Origin of the sequence: Massilia aerilata, assembly GCF_042656905.1 — a bacterium.
Lineage (GTDB): Bacteria > Pseudomonadota > Gammaproteobacteria > Burkholderiales > Burkholderiaceae_D > Telluria > Telluria aerilata.
The window spans coordinates 1-13,723 of record NZ_JBHSMZ010000017.1; the positions used below are offsets into that span (position 1 = coordinate 1).

12 protein-coding genes are annotated in these 13,723 nt (G+C 66.3%); 3 read left to right on the forward strand and 9 right to left on the reverse strand.

Annotation, left to right across the window (positions count from 1 at the left end; all coding sequences use genetic code 11):
* Nucleotides 1-132 precede the first annotated feature (132 nt).
* From ACFPO9_RS22230 to ACFPO9_RS22240, 3 genes are read left to right on the forward strand one after another with little or no spacing between them, the layout of a single operon-like run.
* Complete coding sequence (locus ACFPO9_RS22230; protein WP_379775072.1) at nucleotides 133-1,038, forward strand: helix-turn-helix domain-containing protein; 906 nt, start codon at nucleotides 133-135, stop codon at nucleotides 1,036-1,038.
* On the forward strand, nucleotides 1,004-2,443 hold the full coding sequence (locus ACFPO9_RS22235; protein WP_379775074.1) for a cytochrome P450: 1,440 nt from the start codon (nucleotides 1,004-1,006) through the stop codon (nucleotides 2,441-2,443). Before ACFPO9_RS22230 ends, ACFPO9_RS22235 begins: the two co-directional genes overlap by 35 nt.
* The gene (locus tag ACFPO9_RS22240) at nucleotides 2,436-3,065 is read left to right on the forward strand and encodes a hypothetical protein (RefSeq protein WP_379775077.1); all 630 of its coding nucleotides are present in this window, start codon (nucleotides 2,436-2,438) and stop codon (nucleotides 3,063-3,065) included. The genes ACFPO9_RS22235 and ACFPO9_RS22240 overlap by 8 nt, the downstream gene beginning before the upstream one ends.
* 54 nt (nucleotides 3,066-3,119) lie before the next feature.
* Here ACFPO9_RS22240 and ACFPO9_RS22245 read toward each other — a convergent pair whose 3' ends face one another.
* The 9 genes from ACFPO9_RS22245 to pyk all read right to left on the reverse strand — a co-directional run bounded on the left by ACFPO9_RS22245 (nucleotide 3,120) and on the right by pyk (nucleotide 13,692).
* Entirely contained in the window at nucleotides 3,120-3,800 is a 681-nt protein-coding gene (locus tag ACFPO9_RS22245; RefSeq protein ID WP_379775079.1) for an OmpW/AlkL family protein, read from the reverse strand.
* 28 nt (nucleotides 3,801-3,828) lie between these two features.
* Nucleotides 3,829-5,184: an SGNH/GDSL hydrolase family protein gene (locus ACFPO9_RS22250; RefSeq protein ID WP_379775083.1), complete on the reverse strand. Its 1,356-nt coding sequence runs from the start codon at nucleotides 5,182-5,184 to the stop codon at nucleotides 3,829-3,831.
* A gap of 218 nt (nucleotides 5,185-5,402) precedes the next feature.
* Nucleotides 5,403-6,920, reverse strand: a complete 1,518-nt coding sequence (locus ACFPO9_RS22255) for an alpha/beta hydrolase family protein (RefSeq protein WP_379775086.1) — start codon at nucleotides 6,918-6,920, stop codon at nucleotides 5,403-5,405.
* A 208-nt stretch (nucleotides 6,921-7,128) separates the two neighbouring features.
* Nucleotides 7,129-8,151, reverse strand: coding sequence for an L-threonylcarbamoyladenylate synthase (locus ACFPO9_RS22260; protein ID WP_379775089.1), 1,023 nt, complete (start codon nucleotides 8,149-8,151; stop codon nucleotides 7,129-7,131).
* 26 nt (nucleotides 8,152-8,177) lie between these two features.
* Complete coding sequence (locus ACFPO9_RS22265) at nucleotides 8,178-9,374, reverse strand: 5-(carboxyamino)imidazole ribonucleotide synthase (protein WP_379775092.1); 1,197 nt, start codon at nucleotides 9,372-9,374, stop codon at nucleotides 8,178-8,180.
* Between the two features lie 6 nt (nucleotides 9,375-9,380).
* Nucleotides 9,381-9,881 carry a 5-(carboxyamino)imidazole ribonucleotide mutase gene (purE, locus tag ACFPO9_RS22270; RefSeq protein ID WP_379775095.1) on the reverse strand — a complete coding sequence of 167 codons (501 nt, stop codon included), beginning with the start codon at nucleotides 9,879-9,881 and terminating at the stop codon, nucleotides 9,381-9,383.
* Nucleotides 9,882-9,884: 3 nt separating this feature from the next.
* Nucleotides 9,885-10,781 (reverse strand): phosphoribosylaminoimidazolesuccinocarboxamide synthase, encoded by an 897-nt coding sequence (locus tag ACFPO9_RS22275; protein ID WP_379775098.1) that lies wholly within the window; start codon nucleotides 10,779-10,781, stop codon nucleotides 9,885-9,887.
* A gap of 196 nt (nucleotides 10,782-10,977) precedes the next feature.
* Entirely contained in the window at nucleotides 10,978-12,042 is a 1,065-nt protein-coding gene (fba, locus tag ACFPO9_RS22280; protein ID WP_379775101.1) for a class II fructose-bisphosphate aldolase, read from the reverse strand.
* 180 nt (nucleotides 12,043-12,222) lie between these two features.
* The gene (gene pyk, locus ACFPO9_RS22285; protein ID WP_379775104.1) at nucleotides 12,223-13,692 is read right to left on the reverse strand and encodes a pyruvate kinase; all 1,470 of its coding nucleotides are present in this window, start codon (nucleotides 13,690-13,692) and stop codon (nucleotides 12,223-12,225) included.
* Between the last annotated feature and the right edge of the window lie 31 nt (nucleotides 13,693-13,723).

Here is a 13,723-nt window from a genome sequence, read left to right on the forward strand (position 1 = left end):
GTACCGGGACAGCGCCTTCTTCTTCCTCAAGATCAAAGCCGCGTTTCCCGGGAATCCGTGAAGAACCTTTTTTATGCCTGCATGTCGCGATCGTTCTATATTGCTGGGAATGACAATTCCACAATATTGACCATGAACGCTCCGTCTTCCCTGCGATCGCCCAGCGCCCGCCTCTACCAGCCTTCGGTGGACGTGGCGCCCTTCGTGCGCGCCTTCATGCTGCGCGACACGCGGCAGTGCGCACTGCAGGGCGAGCAGTTGCTGAACCGCTTTCCGGCCAGCGCGCATTGCGTGATGACCTGGTTCCTGGAGGGCGAGGCCGAGCTGCTGAGCGACACCGGCGGCCAGCAGGGCCTGGTGCTGTCGGGCTGCGTGATCAGCGGTTGCCAGACCCAGCCCGTCGTCTCGCGCAATCGCGGCGATACCCACGGCTTCATGGCGATGTTCTATCCGGATGCCTTCCAGTCCCTGTTCGGCGCCGACCTGGCCGCGCTGCAGAACAAATTCGTCGATGCGCACGCGGTGCTGCCGGCGCGCGGTCGCGAGCTGGCCGACGCCGTGTTCGCGGCTGCGTCGCACAGCGCGCGCCAGGTCCTGGTCGAAGACTGCATCCGCGAACACGCGCAGCGCCACAAGCTGCCGGCCTGGCTGCGCTTGCGCCGCATGGGCAGCCGCATCAGCCTGGGCATGGCCGCCAGCCTGCTCGGGATCGGCCCGCGCCAGCTGCAGCGCCTGGCCCTGCGCGAGCTCGGGACCAGCCTGCAGACCCTGAACCGCCTGCGGCGCGGCGAGCGCAGTTTCCTGGCCGCCCAGCGGCGCCATCTTGCCGGCCAGCCGCACGACTGGGCCGAGCACGCGCTGGATTGCGATTACGCCGACCAGTCGCACCTGACGCGCGACTGCAAGGCGCAGACCGGCCGCACCCCCGCCCAGCTGGCGCGCGATGTGATGCGCGAAGAAGCCGACTGGGTCTACCGACTGGAATTTGCCGATGAGTTCACCGATGACGACCATCCCCCGCCCGCCCGGTCCGCGTGACCGCGCCTTCGGCCTGCGCCTGCTGGCCGACATGGAACGCGACTACCTCGGCTTCTGGCGCCAAGCCCAGCGCCAATACGGCGACACGGTCTACATGCGCCACGGCTGGCTCCAGCACTACGCCTTCATGCATCCGGACCAGGTGCGCGAAGCGCTGGTCGACAAGGCGCGCTCCTTCATCCGCTACGAGCAGCACATCACCGTCATGCGCCAGCTGCACGGCAACAGCCTCCTGATGAGCGAAGGCGCCACCTGGCAGCGCCAGCGCCGCACCCTGCAGCCCGCCTTCAGCCCGAAGCGCTTCGAAGCCTATGCGGGCCAGGTGACGGCCGCCGCCGCCGAGGCCTTCGGCAGCTTGCCGGCCGACGGCGCCACGGCAATCGACGCCGAGCACGCGATGAACATGCTGGCGATGGACATCATCCTGCGCACCATGTTCGGCAGCCGGATCGAGGCAGACACGGCGCGCATCGAGCAGGCGATCCGCACCCTGTCCGCGATCGGCTATGCGGAGATGTTCCTCCCCTTCGCGATCCCCGCCTGGGCGCCGCTGCCGCGCCAGGGCGCGAAACGCCGGGAGCTGCGCCTGCTCGACCGCCTGGTGCGCTCGCACATCCGGGAACGCCGCGCCCTGATCGATACCGGCGCTGGCGCAAGCGAAGATTTGCTCGGCATGCTGCTGACCGCGCGCGACGAGGAAGGCGATGGCGCCCCGCTGCCCGACCACGAAATCCGCGACCAGCTGATGACCATCTTCCTGGCCGGCCATGAGACCACCGCCACCGCGCTGGCCTGGGCGGCCTGGGCGCTGGCAGCCGATCCGGACATGGCCGCGCGCGTGGCCGCCGAAGCCGACGGCGTGCTCGGCGCGCGCGCGCCCGCGATGGCCGATTTGCCGCGCCTGCCCCTGCTGGCGGCTGTCGTGAAGGAAACCCTGCGCCGCTATCCGCCGGTGCCCGGGGTGCTGATGCGGCGCGCGGCCGAGGAGGTGCGCATCGGCGAGTGGCTGCTCCCCAAAGGCAGCCTGGTCACGATCCCCTTCTTCATCCCGCAAGGCGATGCGCGCTGGTTCGCGCAGCCCGAAGGCTTCGACCCCGGCCGCTTCCTGGGCGATGCGGCGCGCGAGCTGCCGCGCGGCGCCTATATCCCGTTTGGCGCCGGGCCGCGCGTCTGCATCGGCAACGGTTTTGCCACGATGGAGATGACGCTGGCGCTGGCCATGCTGGTGCAGCGTTTCACGCTGGCGCCGGCGCCCGGCCAGGGCATTCCCGAAGCGAAGATGCAGGTGACCCTGCGGCCCGCGCGCGGCTTGCGGCTGCTGTTGAAGGCGCGCGTACCCGGTCCGGCGCAGGCCGCGCCGGCGCCTTCGCCCGCCGGCCTGCACGCCTGCCCCTTCCATGGATAGGCGCATCGACCTGCCGCGCCGCCTGCACCGCATCGCCGCCGTCCTCACCGGCCTTTACCTGCTGGCGCACCTCGTGAACCATCTGCTGGCATTGCAAGGCGCCGCCGCGCACATCGCCTTCATGCAGGGCGTCCGCAAGTTCACGCGGGTGCCGGCCGTCGAGGCGCTGCTGCTGGCCGCCGTCGCGCTGCAGGCGGGGTCGGGACTGCGGCTGCTGTGGCGCCGCCGCGGGCAGCGCCGCCTGCTGTTCGACCGGCTGCAGGTGCTGTCGGGCGCCTGGCTCGCCTTCTTCCTGTTCGTGCACGTGGTCTCGGTGCTGTTCGGCCGCGCACTGCTGCGGCTGGACACGAACTTTTACTATGCCGCGGCCGGCCTGCAGATGCGGCCCTGGCCGCTGTTCTTCGTGCCCTATTACGGCCTGGCGGTGGCGGCGCTGTTCGTCCATCTGGCCTGCGCGCTGCGGCGCCTGCTGCCGGCGCGCATGCCGCTGGCCTCGCGCGAGCGCCTGGCCTGGGGCGCCATCGCGCTCGGCGCGGTCTTGGCGGTGCTGGTCGTGGCGGCCTTCAGCGGCGCCTTCTACGCGATCGATCTGCCGCCCGCCTACCGCGCCACCTTTTCCTGAGCGGCAATAAAAAAACCCGCCGAAGCGGGTTTTTGAAGCAGTGCTGGAACCGGCTCAGAACTTGTAGCCGACCGACACGATGTACGAATCCGGATCCAGTTTCATGTGCTGGAACTGGCCGGTCGAGAAGTGCACGTCGGTGCTCAGCTTGGTCTTGATGTAGGACACGTTGGCGAACCACTTCGGCGTGACGTTGATCTGCAGGCCGAGCTGGCCCGAGTAGGTCCACTTGTTGTCGATGCTGAAGGTGGTCGGGGTGCCGGCGCCCGGGTTGGTCAGCGCGGTCATCGCGAACGAACCGCGTTCCTTCTGGAACATCGCATAGGTCACGCCCAGGCCGATGTACGGACGGATCATCGCATCCGGCGAGAAGAAGCGGTACTGCACCAGGGCGATCGCCGGCAGGGCCTGCACGGTGCCCAGCTGGCCGGTACCGGTAATCGCGCCGGCGCCGTAGATCTTGTGCTTGTACGGCGTACCGATTGCGGACTCGATCGAGATATTGTCGGTCAGGCCGTAGTTGATGACGGCGACCGGCTGGGTGTCCTTCGAGACGTCGCCCTGCGAGTTCGGCAGCGCCGGCGCCGAGATCGCGCCGCTGGTCACGTCCGGCTTCAGCATGTTGGCGCCGACCGACACGGTGAACTGGCCCTGCGCTTGCGCCATGGCGCCGTTCGCGGCTGCCAGGATGCCCGCGGCAACCAGCATCTTCACGACATTTTTACTTACTTTCATATGTTCTCCTGATCCTTATTCGCGAAAATTACAGCCAGCCCTTGACGGTCATCTGCTCCAGCACGTAGCGCGCGAGCAGTGCGTACTCGAACGGGCTCGGGTGCACGGCGTCGGCAAACATGTAGTGGCTGACGTCGCCGGCGATCAGGTTGTTCTTGTTGCAGACCAGCGCGGAACCGAGCGGGTTCTTGGCAGGGCTCAGGTCGCAAGCCGGGGTCGTGGTATTGGTCAGGCCGTACGGTCCGGGGTTGACCGCCTGGTCGTGGCTGACGGCGGCAACGTCGACGTACAGCACTTTCGGCTCGGCGCCGACGGCTGCCTTCAGCTGCGAGTTGAAGGCGTCGACCATGGCTGCGATCAGCTTCTGGGTGTCGGCCGACTGCGCCTTGGCCGATGGCGAGATCGACACGTCCGGCAGGTTGTTCACGACCACATAGCCTGCGCCATTGGCCAGGATCTGGGTCTTGACCAGCACGCCCAGCTCGGCGCCGGCGGTGGCCATGTTCTTGACCACGTCCGCACCGTGCGCAGCCGAGTATGCCAGGCCGGCGGCGGTTGCAGCGGCGCCGGCGGTGCCGCCGATGGTGGCTGCATTCGCGGGAGCGGTGGTGTTGCCGTTCATGGCGGCAGCGGTGATCGCGGCGCCGATGATGCTTTGCGGCGTCGCGGTCGGCTTGGCTGCTTCAGCCTGGATGGCTGCGCCGATGGCGGCCGCGCCGGTTGCCGGATTGGCGGTACCCGGTGCCAGCTGGGTCACCAGGCTCTGCGCCAGGGCCTGGCCGCCGGCGGCAGTGGCGGCAGTCGACAGCTCGTCGAGCTGTTGCAGTGCATCGTTGCCGCCTGCCATGACGATGACCAGTTCATCGCCCTTGAACTTGCCGCCGACCTTTTTCAGGTGATTGGCGATCTGGGTCACGACCGGGACGGTCAGTGCGCCGAACGACACCGCGCCCGGCTTGTCGAGCGCCTTGTTGCGCGGGCCGATCGGGTTGGTCACGCGGGCGCCGCCCATGGCGTAGCCGAAGCATTCCGGATGGTCGGTCACCGGGACCGAGAAGCCTGCGGCCGCACTGCCCAGCAAGCCGGTCTGGGCCGCGCACGGGGCCGGCAGACCAATCTGGGCTGCGATAAGCTGGGTAAAGTTCTTGCCGGTCAGCTCAGGGTTGATCGAGGTGTTATTGCCATTGATGTTGAACTGGCCGCCGCCCAGTGCTGCGACGGTGCCGACGGCGTAGCTGCCGACGTCGGCAAGGCTATCGCCAAAGGTAATTTGGTTGCTGAACTTGGTCTTGGGCGTCTGGTCGCCAGCACTTGGGCCGTTGCCACCGCAAGCGGTCAGAACGGCTGCGGTCAGCAGCGCGAGCGCGAAAGAGGTCTTACGCATTGTGTCTCCTAGATGAGGTTTTCTTTGCTTTTTGAAACGAACGCCCGTGCTATTCGTATCACAACTAATATGCCAGTGTTCAGCTTGGTTGTATAGGGAAAGCCTTCCGTATCGCATTCAGGAAACTAAATTTGCAACACAGTACGGATGAAGCCCGGCAGCGCTGGGGATTATAGCAACGCCGCTGAGCTTGTCATACGGGAAAAGTGTATTGGCGCTCAACCCTTCATGGCCAGGACGGACTGGAAATAATCCCGTGTGGCGGCCATGCAGAATGGCGCCACCAGGCCGGCGTGGTAGCTCGAGGCGACGGCGCCGTCGCCGTTGGCCGCACGCAGGATGGTCCGCGCCGCAACGAAGCCGGATTTGGCGCTGCGGTAGGGGTCGTTCAGGCTGGGCGTATCGTCGATGTCGAGCTCGGTGATCGCGGCGCCGCGGGCCCGGAAATAAGCCGCTGCCGCCGTCGTATTGAAGTAAGGAACGGTCGGATCGTCATGGCCGCCGCACAGCAGGGTCGGCGCCATCGGCAGGTAGCTGCGCAGATCGTTGCGCAGCAGCCACTTGCGCAGGGTGTGCGCGGGCGCGCAGTTCAGCGGCGCGCTGGGGCTCTGCTCGCAGGGATGGGCGGCGAGATCGGCAAGATAGGCGGCGCGGTAATCGCTGCGGATCAGGTTGCCGGCGCCGAAGTACTGGGTATGGCCCGGCGTCTGCGGCATCGAGTCGGCCGCGAACAGCGCCGTGGCCGGCAGCCTGCCCAGGCTGACCAGCTCGCTGCTGCCCAAGGTGCCCGGCACCAGGTCCGTGATGGTGGCGGCGTACTGCGCCTCGTACACGTCCGCCGGTTTGCCGTAGATGGCGGCGCTGGCGTGCTGGGCCGCGTTGATGATGGTCGGCACGATCACGGTCGCGCCGTCGCGCGGCGCGCCGCCGAACAGCTCGTCGCCGAAGCGCGAGAGCGCATACGGGCCCGACATGCCGGCCGCGGCTGTCAGCGTGAACTCGGCGTTGTTCAGGTCCTGCATCGCGCGCTGGGCCGCCAGCGCCACATAGCCGCCCTGGGAATAGCCTGTCACCAGGAGCTTGCCCGAATCGCGCACGCCGATGGCCGTGAAGCTGCTGCGCGCCGCACGCAGGGCGTCGATCATGTCGGCCCCTTCCTGCACGCGGTCGAGGTAGGGGTGGTAGCCGAGCGAAGAGCCGCCATAGCCGGCGTAGTTGGGCGCGACGACGATGAAGCCCTGGGCCGCGAACACGGCGGCGGCCAGGCGCGCTTCCGTGTTGTTGGCGATGTCCGCCATGTCGTAGGACTTTTGCAGCGATGTGCCGTGGGCGTACAACAGCACCGGACGCGAATTGCCGCAGGAATTGCCGCTGCCGGTCGGCACGAAGATGGCCGCGCTGGCATCGGTCGGCTCGCCGGCGCCGCCGATGGTGTTGTAGTGCACGCGGTAAACCGAAACAGCGCACTGCGGCTGGCCGGCCACGGCCAGGGTGCCGGTCTGGGCCGATTCGAGGAAGCCGGCCAGCACGCTCGGCGACAGGGTGGCGAGGCTATTGCCGGCGATATTCACGGCGACCGACGCGGCCTGGCCGACCAGGCTGCCGCGGATGGGCACTGGCAGCGGTGCGGGATTGGTGACGCCGACCGGGGTGCCGCCGGTGGTGGTGCCGCCGCTGCAAGCGGCCAGCAGCATGCCCAGGCCGAGGCTGAGGGCCAGGGTTTGGAACGAACGCATGGATTGTCCTTCTGATAAAACGAAAATGCAAATGTTGCCTTTTTTGGCATTGCCAAAAAAGACTCCCCGCGAAGGCGGGGACCCAAGTTCTCTCAGCGTCTTGTTAACGCAAGCAAACTTGGGTCCCCGCCTGCGCGGGGACGACGGAGAAACTAAATTTCCGACAAGCATGCCTTCTGCATGCGTTTTTGAGAAGCCTGGCTTTGTATCAGAAGGCAGGAGTGTTGTTTATCAGTCCGTGCACGATCCCGCTCGAGCCGTGCGCGGCGCGGCGCAGGCGGTCGTTGACGCCCAGCCAGGCGCCGTCCTGCGGCGGCGCTTCGACCAGGATCAGGTCGGCGCCGGCGCCGTCCATCGCGCGCAGCGCGGCGTAGAGCGCGTGGGCAAAGCCTTCCGGCGTGGCCGGCAGCGCGACTTCCGCGTGCACGGCGGGCAGCGGCGAGTAATGGATCAGCGCGACCTTGCGCCCTGCCCCATGCAGGCGTTCCAGGGTAGAGGCCAGGGTGGCGGTGTCCTGCATCGCCACCGGCGTGTGCGGGGCGTAATGCGATTCCAGCGTGCCGGAAGCGCGCGGTGCGGCCGCATCCGGACGGGCCGGCACCTGGTCGATCACGGCGGCAATCGCTTCGGCCGAGATATGGCCGGGACGCAGAAGAACCGGGCCGTGGCTAGCCAAACGCGACAGGTCGACGATGGTCGATTCGATCCCGACCTCGCTCTGGCCGCCGTCCAGCACCGCGGCGATGCGGGAGTCAATGCCGAATTCGTCGCGCACATGCTGGGCCGTGGTCGGGCTGACGTGGCCGAACTTGTTGGCGGACGGCGCAGCGACACCGCCCTGCCCGCCCTTGAAGGCCTGCAGCAGGCGGATCGCCACCGGGTGCGAGGGGCAGCGGATGCCGACCGTGTCCTGGCCGCCGGAGACGGCGTCGGGAATATTCGCCGCGCGCTTGAGGATCATGGTCAGCGGGCCGGGCCAGAAGGCATCGGCCAGCTGGCGCGCCTCAAGCGGAATGTCGGCGCACCAGTAATCGAGCGAAGCGCCCGGCGCCACGTGCACGATCACCGGGTGGTCTTGCGGCCTGCCCTTGGCGGCATAGATGGCGGCGACGGCCGCCGGATTCTCGGCATCGGCGCCGAGGCCGTACACGGTCTCGGTCGGAAAGGCGACCAGGCTGCCGGCTTCGAGCGCGCGTGCGCCCGCGTCGATGTCGGCCTGGTTTGCTTCCATGGCTTGCTGCTGGGTCACGGTGCGGGTCACAGCTCGATGCCCAACACGGCGCAGGCAGCCTCGAACTGGCGCTGCGCCTCGTGCAGCGTCGGCGCTACGAAAGTCACGTGGCCCATCTTGCGGCCGCGGCGCGGATCGTCCTTGCCGTACAGGTGCAGGTTGGCGCCCGGCAGGGCCAGCACTTTATCCCAGGCCGGCTCGCGCGCCACATTGCTGTCGCCGTCGAACCAGACATCGCCCAGGATGTTCAGCATCACGCTCGGCGAATGCTGGCGCACATCGCCCAGCGGCAAGCGCGCCATCGCCCGCACCTGCTGCGCGAACTGGCTGGTGACGCAGGCGTCGATGGTGTAGTGGCCGCTGTTGTGCGGGCGCGGCGCCATTTCGTTGACGACCAGCGAACCGTCGGCCAGCACGAAGAACTCGATGCACAGCACGCCGACGTAACCGAGTTCGGCGACGATCGCGCGCGCGGCATCCTGCGCCTTGCGGGCACAGTCCGCGGACACGTTCGGGCCCGGCACGGTGGTGGTGAACAGGATGCCGTCGCGGTGCACGTTCTCGGCGATCGGATACACGACCGAGGAACCGTCATGACCGCGCGCGGTCAGCACCGAAACTTCATAGGCCAGCGGCAGCATCTTCTCCAGCAGGCAGGTGACCTTGCCCATGGATTCGAAGGCGGCGCGCACGTCCTCGCGCGAGCGCACGCGCACCTGGCCCTTGCCGTCGTAGCCCATGCGCACCGTTTTCAGGATGCCGGGCAGCAGCTCGTCCGGAATCGCATCGACGTCTTCCGTCGAGGCGATCACCTTGTGCGGCGCCGGCATCACGCCGGATTTGGCCGCGCAGGACACGAAGAAGGATTTCTCGGCGACCCGGTCCTGGGCCACCGACACGCCATGCGCATTCGGCGCGACAAACACCTGCTGCGCCAGGCGCGACAGGCTGTCGGCCGGCACGTTTTCGAATTCGGTGGTGACGGCCGCGCACCGGCTTGCGAGCGCATCCAGGCCGGCGGCGTCCGTATAGCCCGCTTCGACCAGATGCTCGGCGACCTGCCCGGCCGGGCAATCCTTCGAAGGCTCGAGCACGGCCACCTTGAAGCCCATGGCCTGCGCGGCCTGGGCGAACATGCGGCCCAGCTGGCCGCCGCCCATCACGCCCAGCCAGGTGGACGGATTCGCGGCAGGCAGCAGGGGCCTGGTTTCCTGATTACTCATCACGGTTCATTCAAGCGGCAGGGTCATGGCCCTGGCGGCGGCGGTCTGCTTCGCGCGGAAGTCTTCCAGCTGCGCAGCCAGTGCGTCGTCGTTGGCGGCCAGGATCGCGACCGCGGTCAGGGCCGCGTTGGCGGCGCCGGCCTCGCCGATGGCGAAGGTCGACACCGGCACGCCCTTCGGCATCTGCACGATGGACAGCAGCGAATCCTCGCCGCGCAGGTAGCGCGAAGGCACCGGCACGCCCAGCACCGGCACGATGGTCTTGGCGGCCACCATGCCCGGCAGGTGGGCAGCGCCGCCGGCGCCGGCGATGATGGCGCGCAGGCCGCGGCCACGCGCGCTTTCGGCGTAGGCGAACATCTCGTCCGGCATGCGGTGGGCCGAGATCACTTGCGCTTCATGCGGCACGCCGAACTGCTTGAGGATGGCGACCGCATGCTGCATCACGTCCCAATCGGAACTGGAACCCATGATCACGCCGACCAGCGGCTTATTGTTATCTGCCATTGCTCAGACCTTCAGTTTCTCGCCGGTCAGGCGTTCGATGGCTTCGAAGTACTTGGCCTGGGTCTTGTCGATCACGTCCTGTGGCAGCGCCGGCGCGGGCGGAGACTTTTTCCATTCGGTCAAAGTTTCGAGGTAGTCGCGCACGAACTGCTTGTCGAAGGAAGGCGGCGACATGTCCGGGGCGTACGAATCCGCCGGCCAGAAGCGCGAGGAATCGGCGGTCAGGACTTCGTCCATCAGGTGCAGCACGTCATTGTCATCGAGGCCGAACTCGAACTTGGTGTCGGCGATGATGATGCCGCGCTCGGCCGCGTACTGCGATGCGGCGTTGTACAGCTTGATGCTGACGTCGCGGATCTGCTCGGCCAGTTCGATGCCGATGCGGTGTTCCATCTCTTCGTAGCTGATGTTCTCGTCGTGTTCGCCCAGGTCGGCCTTGGCGGCCGGGGTGAACAGCGGCTCGGGCAGCTTGTCGGCCTGGCGCAGGCCGGCCGGCAGGTGGATGCCGCAGATGGCGCCGTTGGCCTGGTAATCCTTCCAGCCGGAACCGATGATGTAGCCGCGCACAACGGCCTCGACCATGATCGGCTTGAGGCGCTTGGCGACCACGGCGCGCCCCTTGACCTGGTCCACTTCCTCAGGCGCCACCACGGATTCCGGCGCCACGCCGGTCAGGTGGTTCGGCACGATGTGGCCGAGCTTGTCGAACCAGAAATCGCTCATCTGGTTCAGCACCATGCCCTTGCCGGGAATCGGCTCGTTCATCACGACGTCGAAGGCCGACAGGCGGTCGGTGGTGACGATCAGGATCTTGTCTTCGCCGACGGCATAGTTGTCACGGACCTTGCCGCGTCCAAGCAGTGGCAGGGAGGAAATAGTGGATTGGTAGAGGCTTTTCATAGAGGGGGTATCTTGATAAAGCGAAACCGGCGGGGGGCCGCCGGTGAGGAAGTGCGTAATTTTACGTCATTTTGCCCCGTCGTTCCCGCGGAGGCGGGAACCCAAGTTCGTGGCGTACCGAAAAACTTGGCTTCCCGCCTGCGCGGGAATGACGGTTTTACAGCTGCGGGTTCGCTGTTATTGCGCGGTCCAGCTATTACTGCACGATCTGCGCCAGCTCACCAGCCTTGTAACGCTCGGCCATCTTATCCAGCGGCACCGGCTTGATCTTCGAGGCCATGCCTTCGCAGCCGAAGGAGATGTAACGCGCCTTGCAGATCATGGTGGCGGCTTCGCGGGCCGGCTTCAGGTAGTCGCGCGGGTCGAACTTCGACGGGTTCTCGAACAGGTACTTGCGGATCGCGGCCGTCATCGCCAGGCGGATGTCGGTGTCGATGTTGATCTTGCGGACGCCGTGCTTGATGCCTTCCTGGATCTCTTCGACCGGCACGCCATAGGTCTCTTTCATGTCGCCACCGAATTCGCGGATGATCGCCAGCAGCTCCTGCGGCACCGACGAGGAACCGTGCATCACCAGGTGGGTGTTCGGGATGCGCGCGTGGATTTCCTTGATGCGGTCGATGGCCAGGATGTCGCCGGTCGGCTGGCGCGTGAATTTATAGGCGCCGTGCGAGGTGCCGATCGCGATGGCCAGCGCGTCGCACTGGGTGCGCGCGACGAAGTCGGCGGCTTGCGCCACGTCGGTCAGCAGCTCTTCGCGGGTCATGGTGCGGTCCGCGCCGTGGCCGTCTTCCTTGTCGCCCTTCATGGTTTCCAGCGAACCGAGCACGCCCAGTTCGGCTTCGACGGTCACGCCGATAGCGTGCGCGAACTTCACGACTTCCTTCGAGACTTCGACGTTGTACTCGTAGGAAGCGACCGACTTGCCGTCGGCTTCCAGCGAGCCGTCCATCATGACGGACGAGAAGCCCGAACGGATCGCGGCCATGCAGACGGCCGGCGACTGCCCGTGGTCCTGGTGCATGACGACCGGGATGTGCGGGTAGGCTTCGACGGCGGCGTCGATCAGGTGGCGCAGGAAGGCTTCGCCGGCATATTTGCGGGCGCCGGCCGAGGCCTGCATGATCACCGGGCTGTTGACGGCATCGGCGGCGGCCATGATGGCCTGGACCTGCTCCAGGTTGTTGACGTTAAACGCCGGCAGGCCATAGCCGTTTTCGGCGGCGTGGTCCAGCAGTTGACGCATTGATACGAGTGCCATGATGTAGCTCCAAACAATAAAAAACTTGTGTGTGGAACCTCGATTAAGCCGTACGCTTTTCTTATTGTTAAGACGTCGTTCCCGCGAAGGCGGGAACCCAGGTTGGACGCGTTACGTCAGCTCACGCAGAACTTGGATTCCCGCCTTCGCGGGAATGACGGTATGAAGCGTCGCAGGGTATTACGAGGATTCCTTCAAAAAATTCTCCGCATCGCCCACACGCACGATCTTCAGCGCGTTGGTGCCGCCGGCCTGGCCCATCGGCGAGCCCCAGGTCACAACGATCAGATCGCCCTTGCGTACGACGCCTTCGCGCATGAGGAGTTCCTCAGCCTTGCGCAGCACGGCGTGGCTGCCGCCTTCCTGCATCAGGTGGAAGGAACGCACATTGCGGTACAGCGAAGCCTTGCGCTGCGTGGTCTGCGACGGGGTCAAGGCGAAGATCGGCGTATCGATCGAGTGGCGCGACATCCACAGCGCGGTCGAGCCCGATTCGGTCAGCGCCACGATCGCCTTCACGCCCAGGTGATGGGCGGTGAACAGGGTGCCGTAGGCGATCGACTGGTCGATGCGGGTGAACTTCACGTTCAGGAAGTCGGCTTCGAGCTTGTTGTATTCGGACTGCTCGGCTTCCACGCAGATCGCCGACATCATCTCGACGGTCTCGATCGGGTACTTGCCCGATGCGGTCTCGGCCGAGGTCATGACGGCGTCGGTACCGTCCAGCACGGCGTTCGCCACGTCCGAGACTTCGGCGCGGGTCGGCACGGCGTTGACGATCATCGACTCCATCATCTGGGTCGCGGTGATCGCCAGCTTGTTCGATTCGCGCGCCATGCGGATCATGCGCTTCTGCAGCGCCGGCACGGCCGCGTTGCCGACTTCGACCGCCAGGTCGCCGCGGGCGACCATGATGCCGTCGGAGGCGTCCAGGATTTCCTGCAGCACCGGAATCGCTTCGGCGCGCTCGATCTTCGCGATCATCATCGGCTTGTGGCCGAAGGGTTCGCCGGCGATGTTCGCCAGCTGGCGCGCCATTTCCATGTCGGTGGCGCTCTTCGGGAAGGAGATCGCCAGGTAGTCGGCCTGGAAGCTCATCGCGGTCTTGATGTCTTCCATGTCCTTCGAGGTCAGGGCCGGCGCGGTCAGGCCGCCGCCCTGGCGGTTGATGCCCTTGTTGTTCGACAGTTCGCCGCCGACCTTGGTCGTGGTGTAGATCTCGCTGCCGACCACCTTGTCGACGACCAGGACGATGAGGCCGTCGTTCAGCAGCAGCCTGTCACCCGGCTTGACGTCGCGCGGCAGTGCCTTGTAGTCGAGGCCGACCCGTTCCTGGTTGCCCAGCTCGCCGTTTTCGCCCCACTTGGCGTCCAGGATGAAGGCGTCGCCGTTGTTCAGGAAGATCTTGCCTTCCTCGAATTTACCGACGCGGATCTTCGGACCCTGCATGTCGGCCATGATCGCCACTTCGCGGCCGCACTCGGCGGCGGCGCGGCGTACCAGGGCAGCGCGATCGATATGGTCTTGCGCCCGGCCATGCGAGAAGTTCAGGCGGACGACGTCGACGCCGGCGCGAATCATCTTGACGAGAATGTCGAAATCGGTCGATGCGGGGCCGATGGTTGCTACGATCTTGGTGCCACGGTACATGGTTATCCTTCAATGAAAAGCGCAGCCTGGG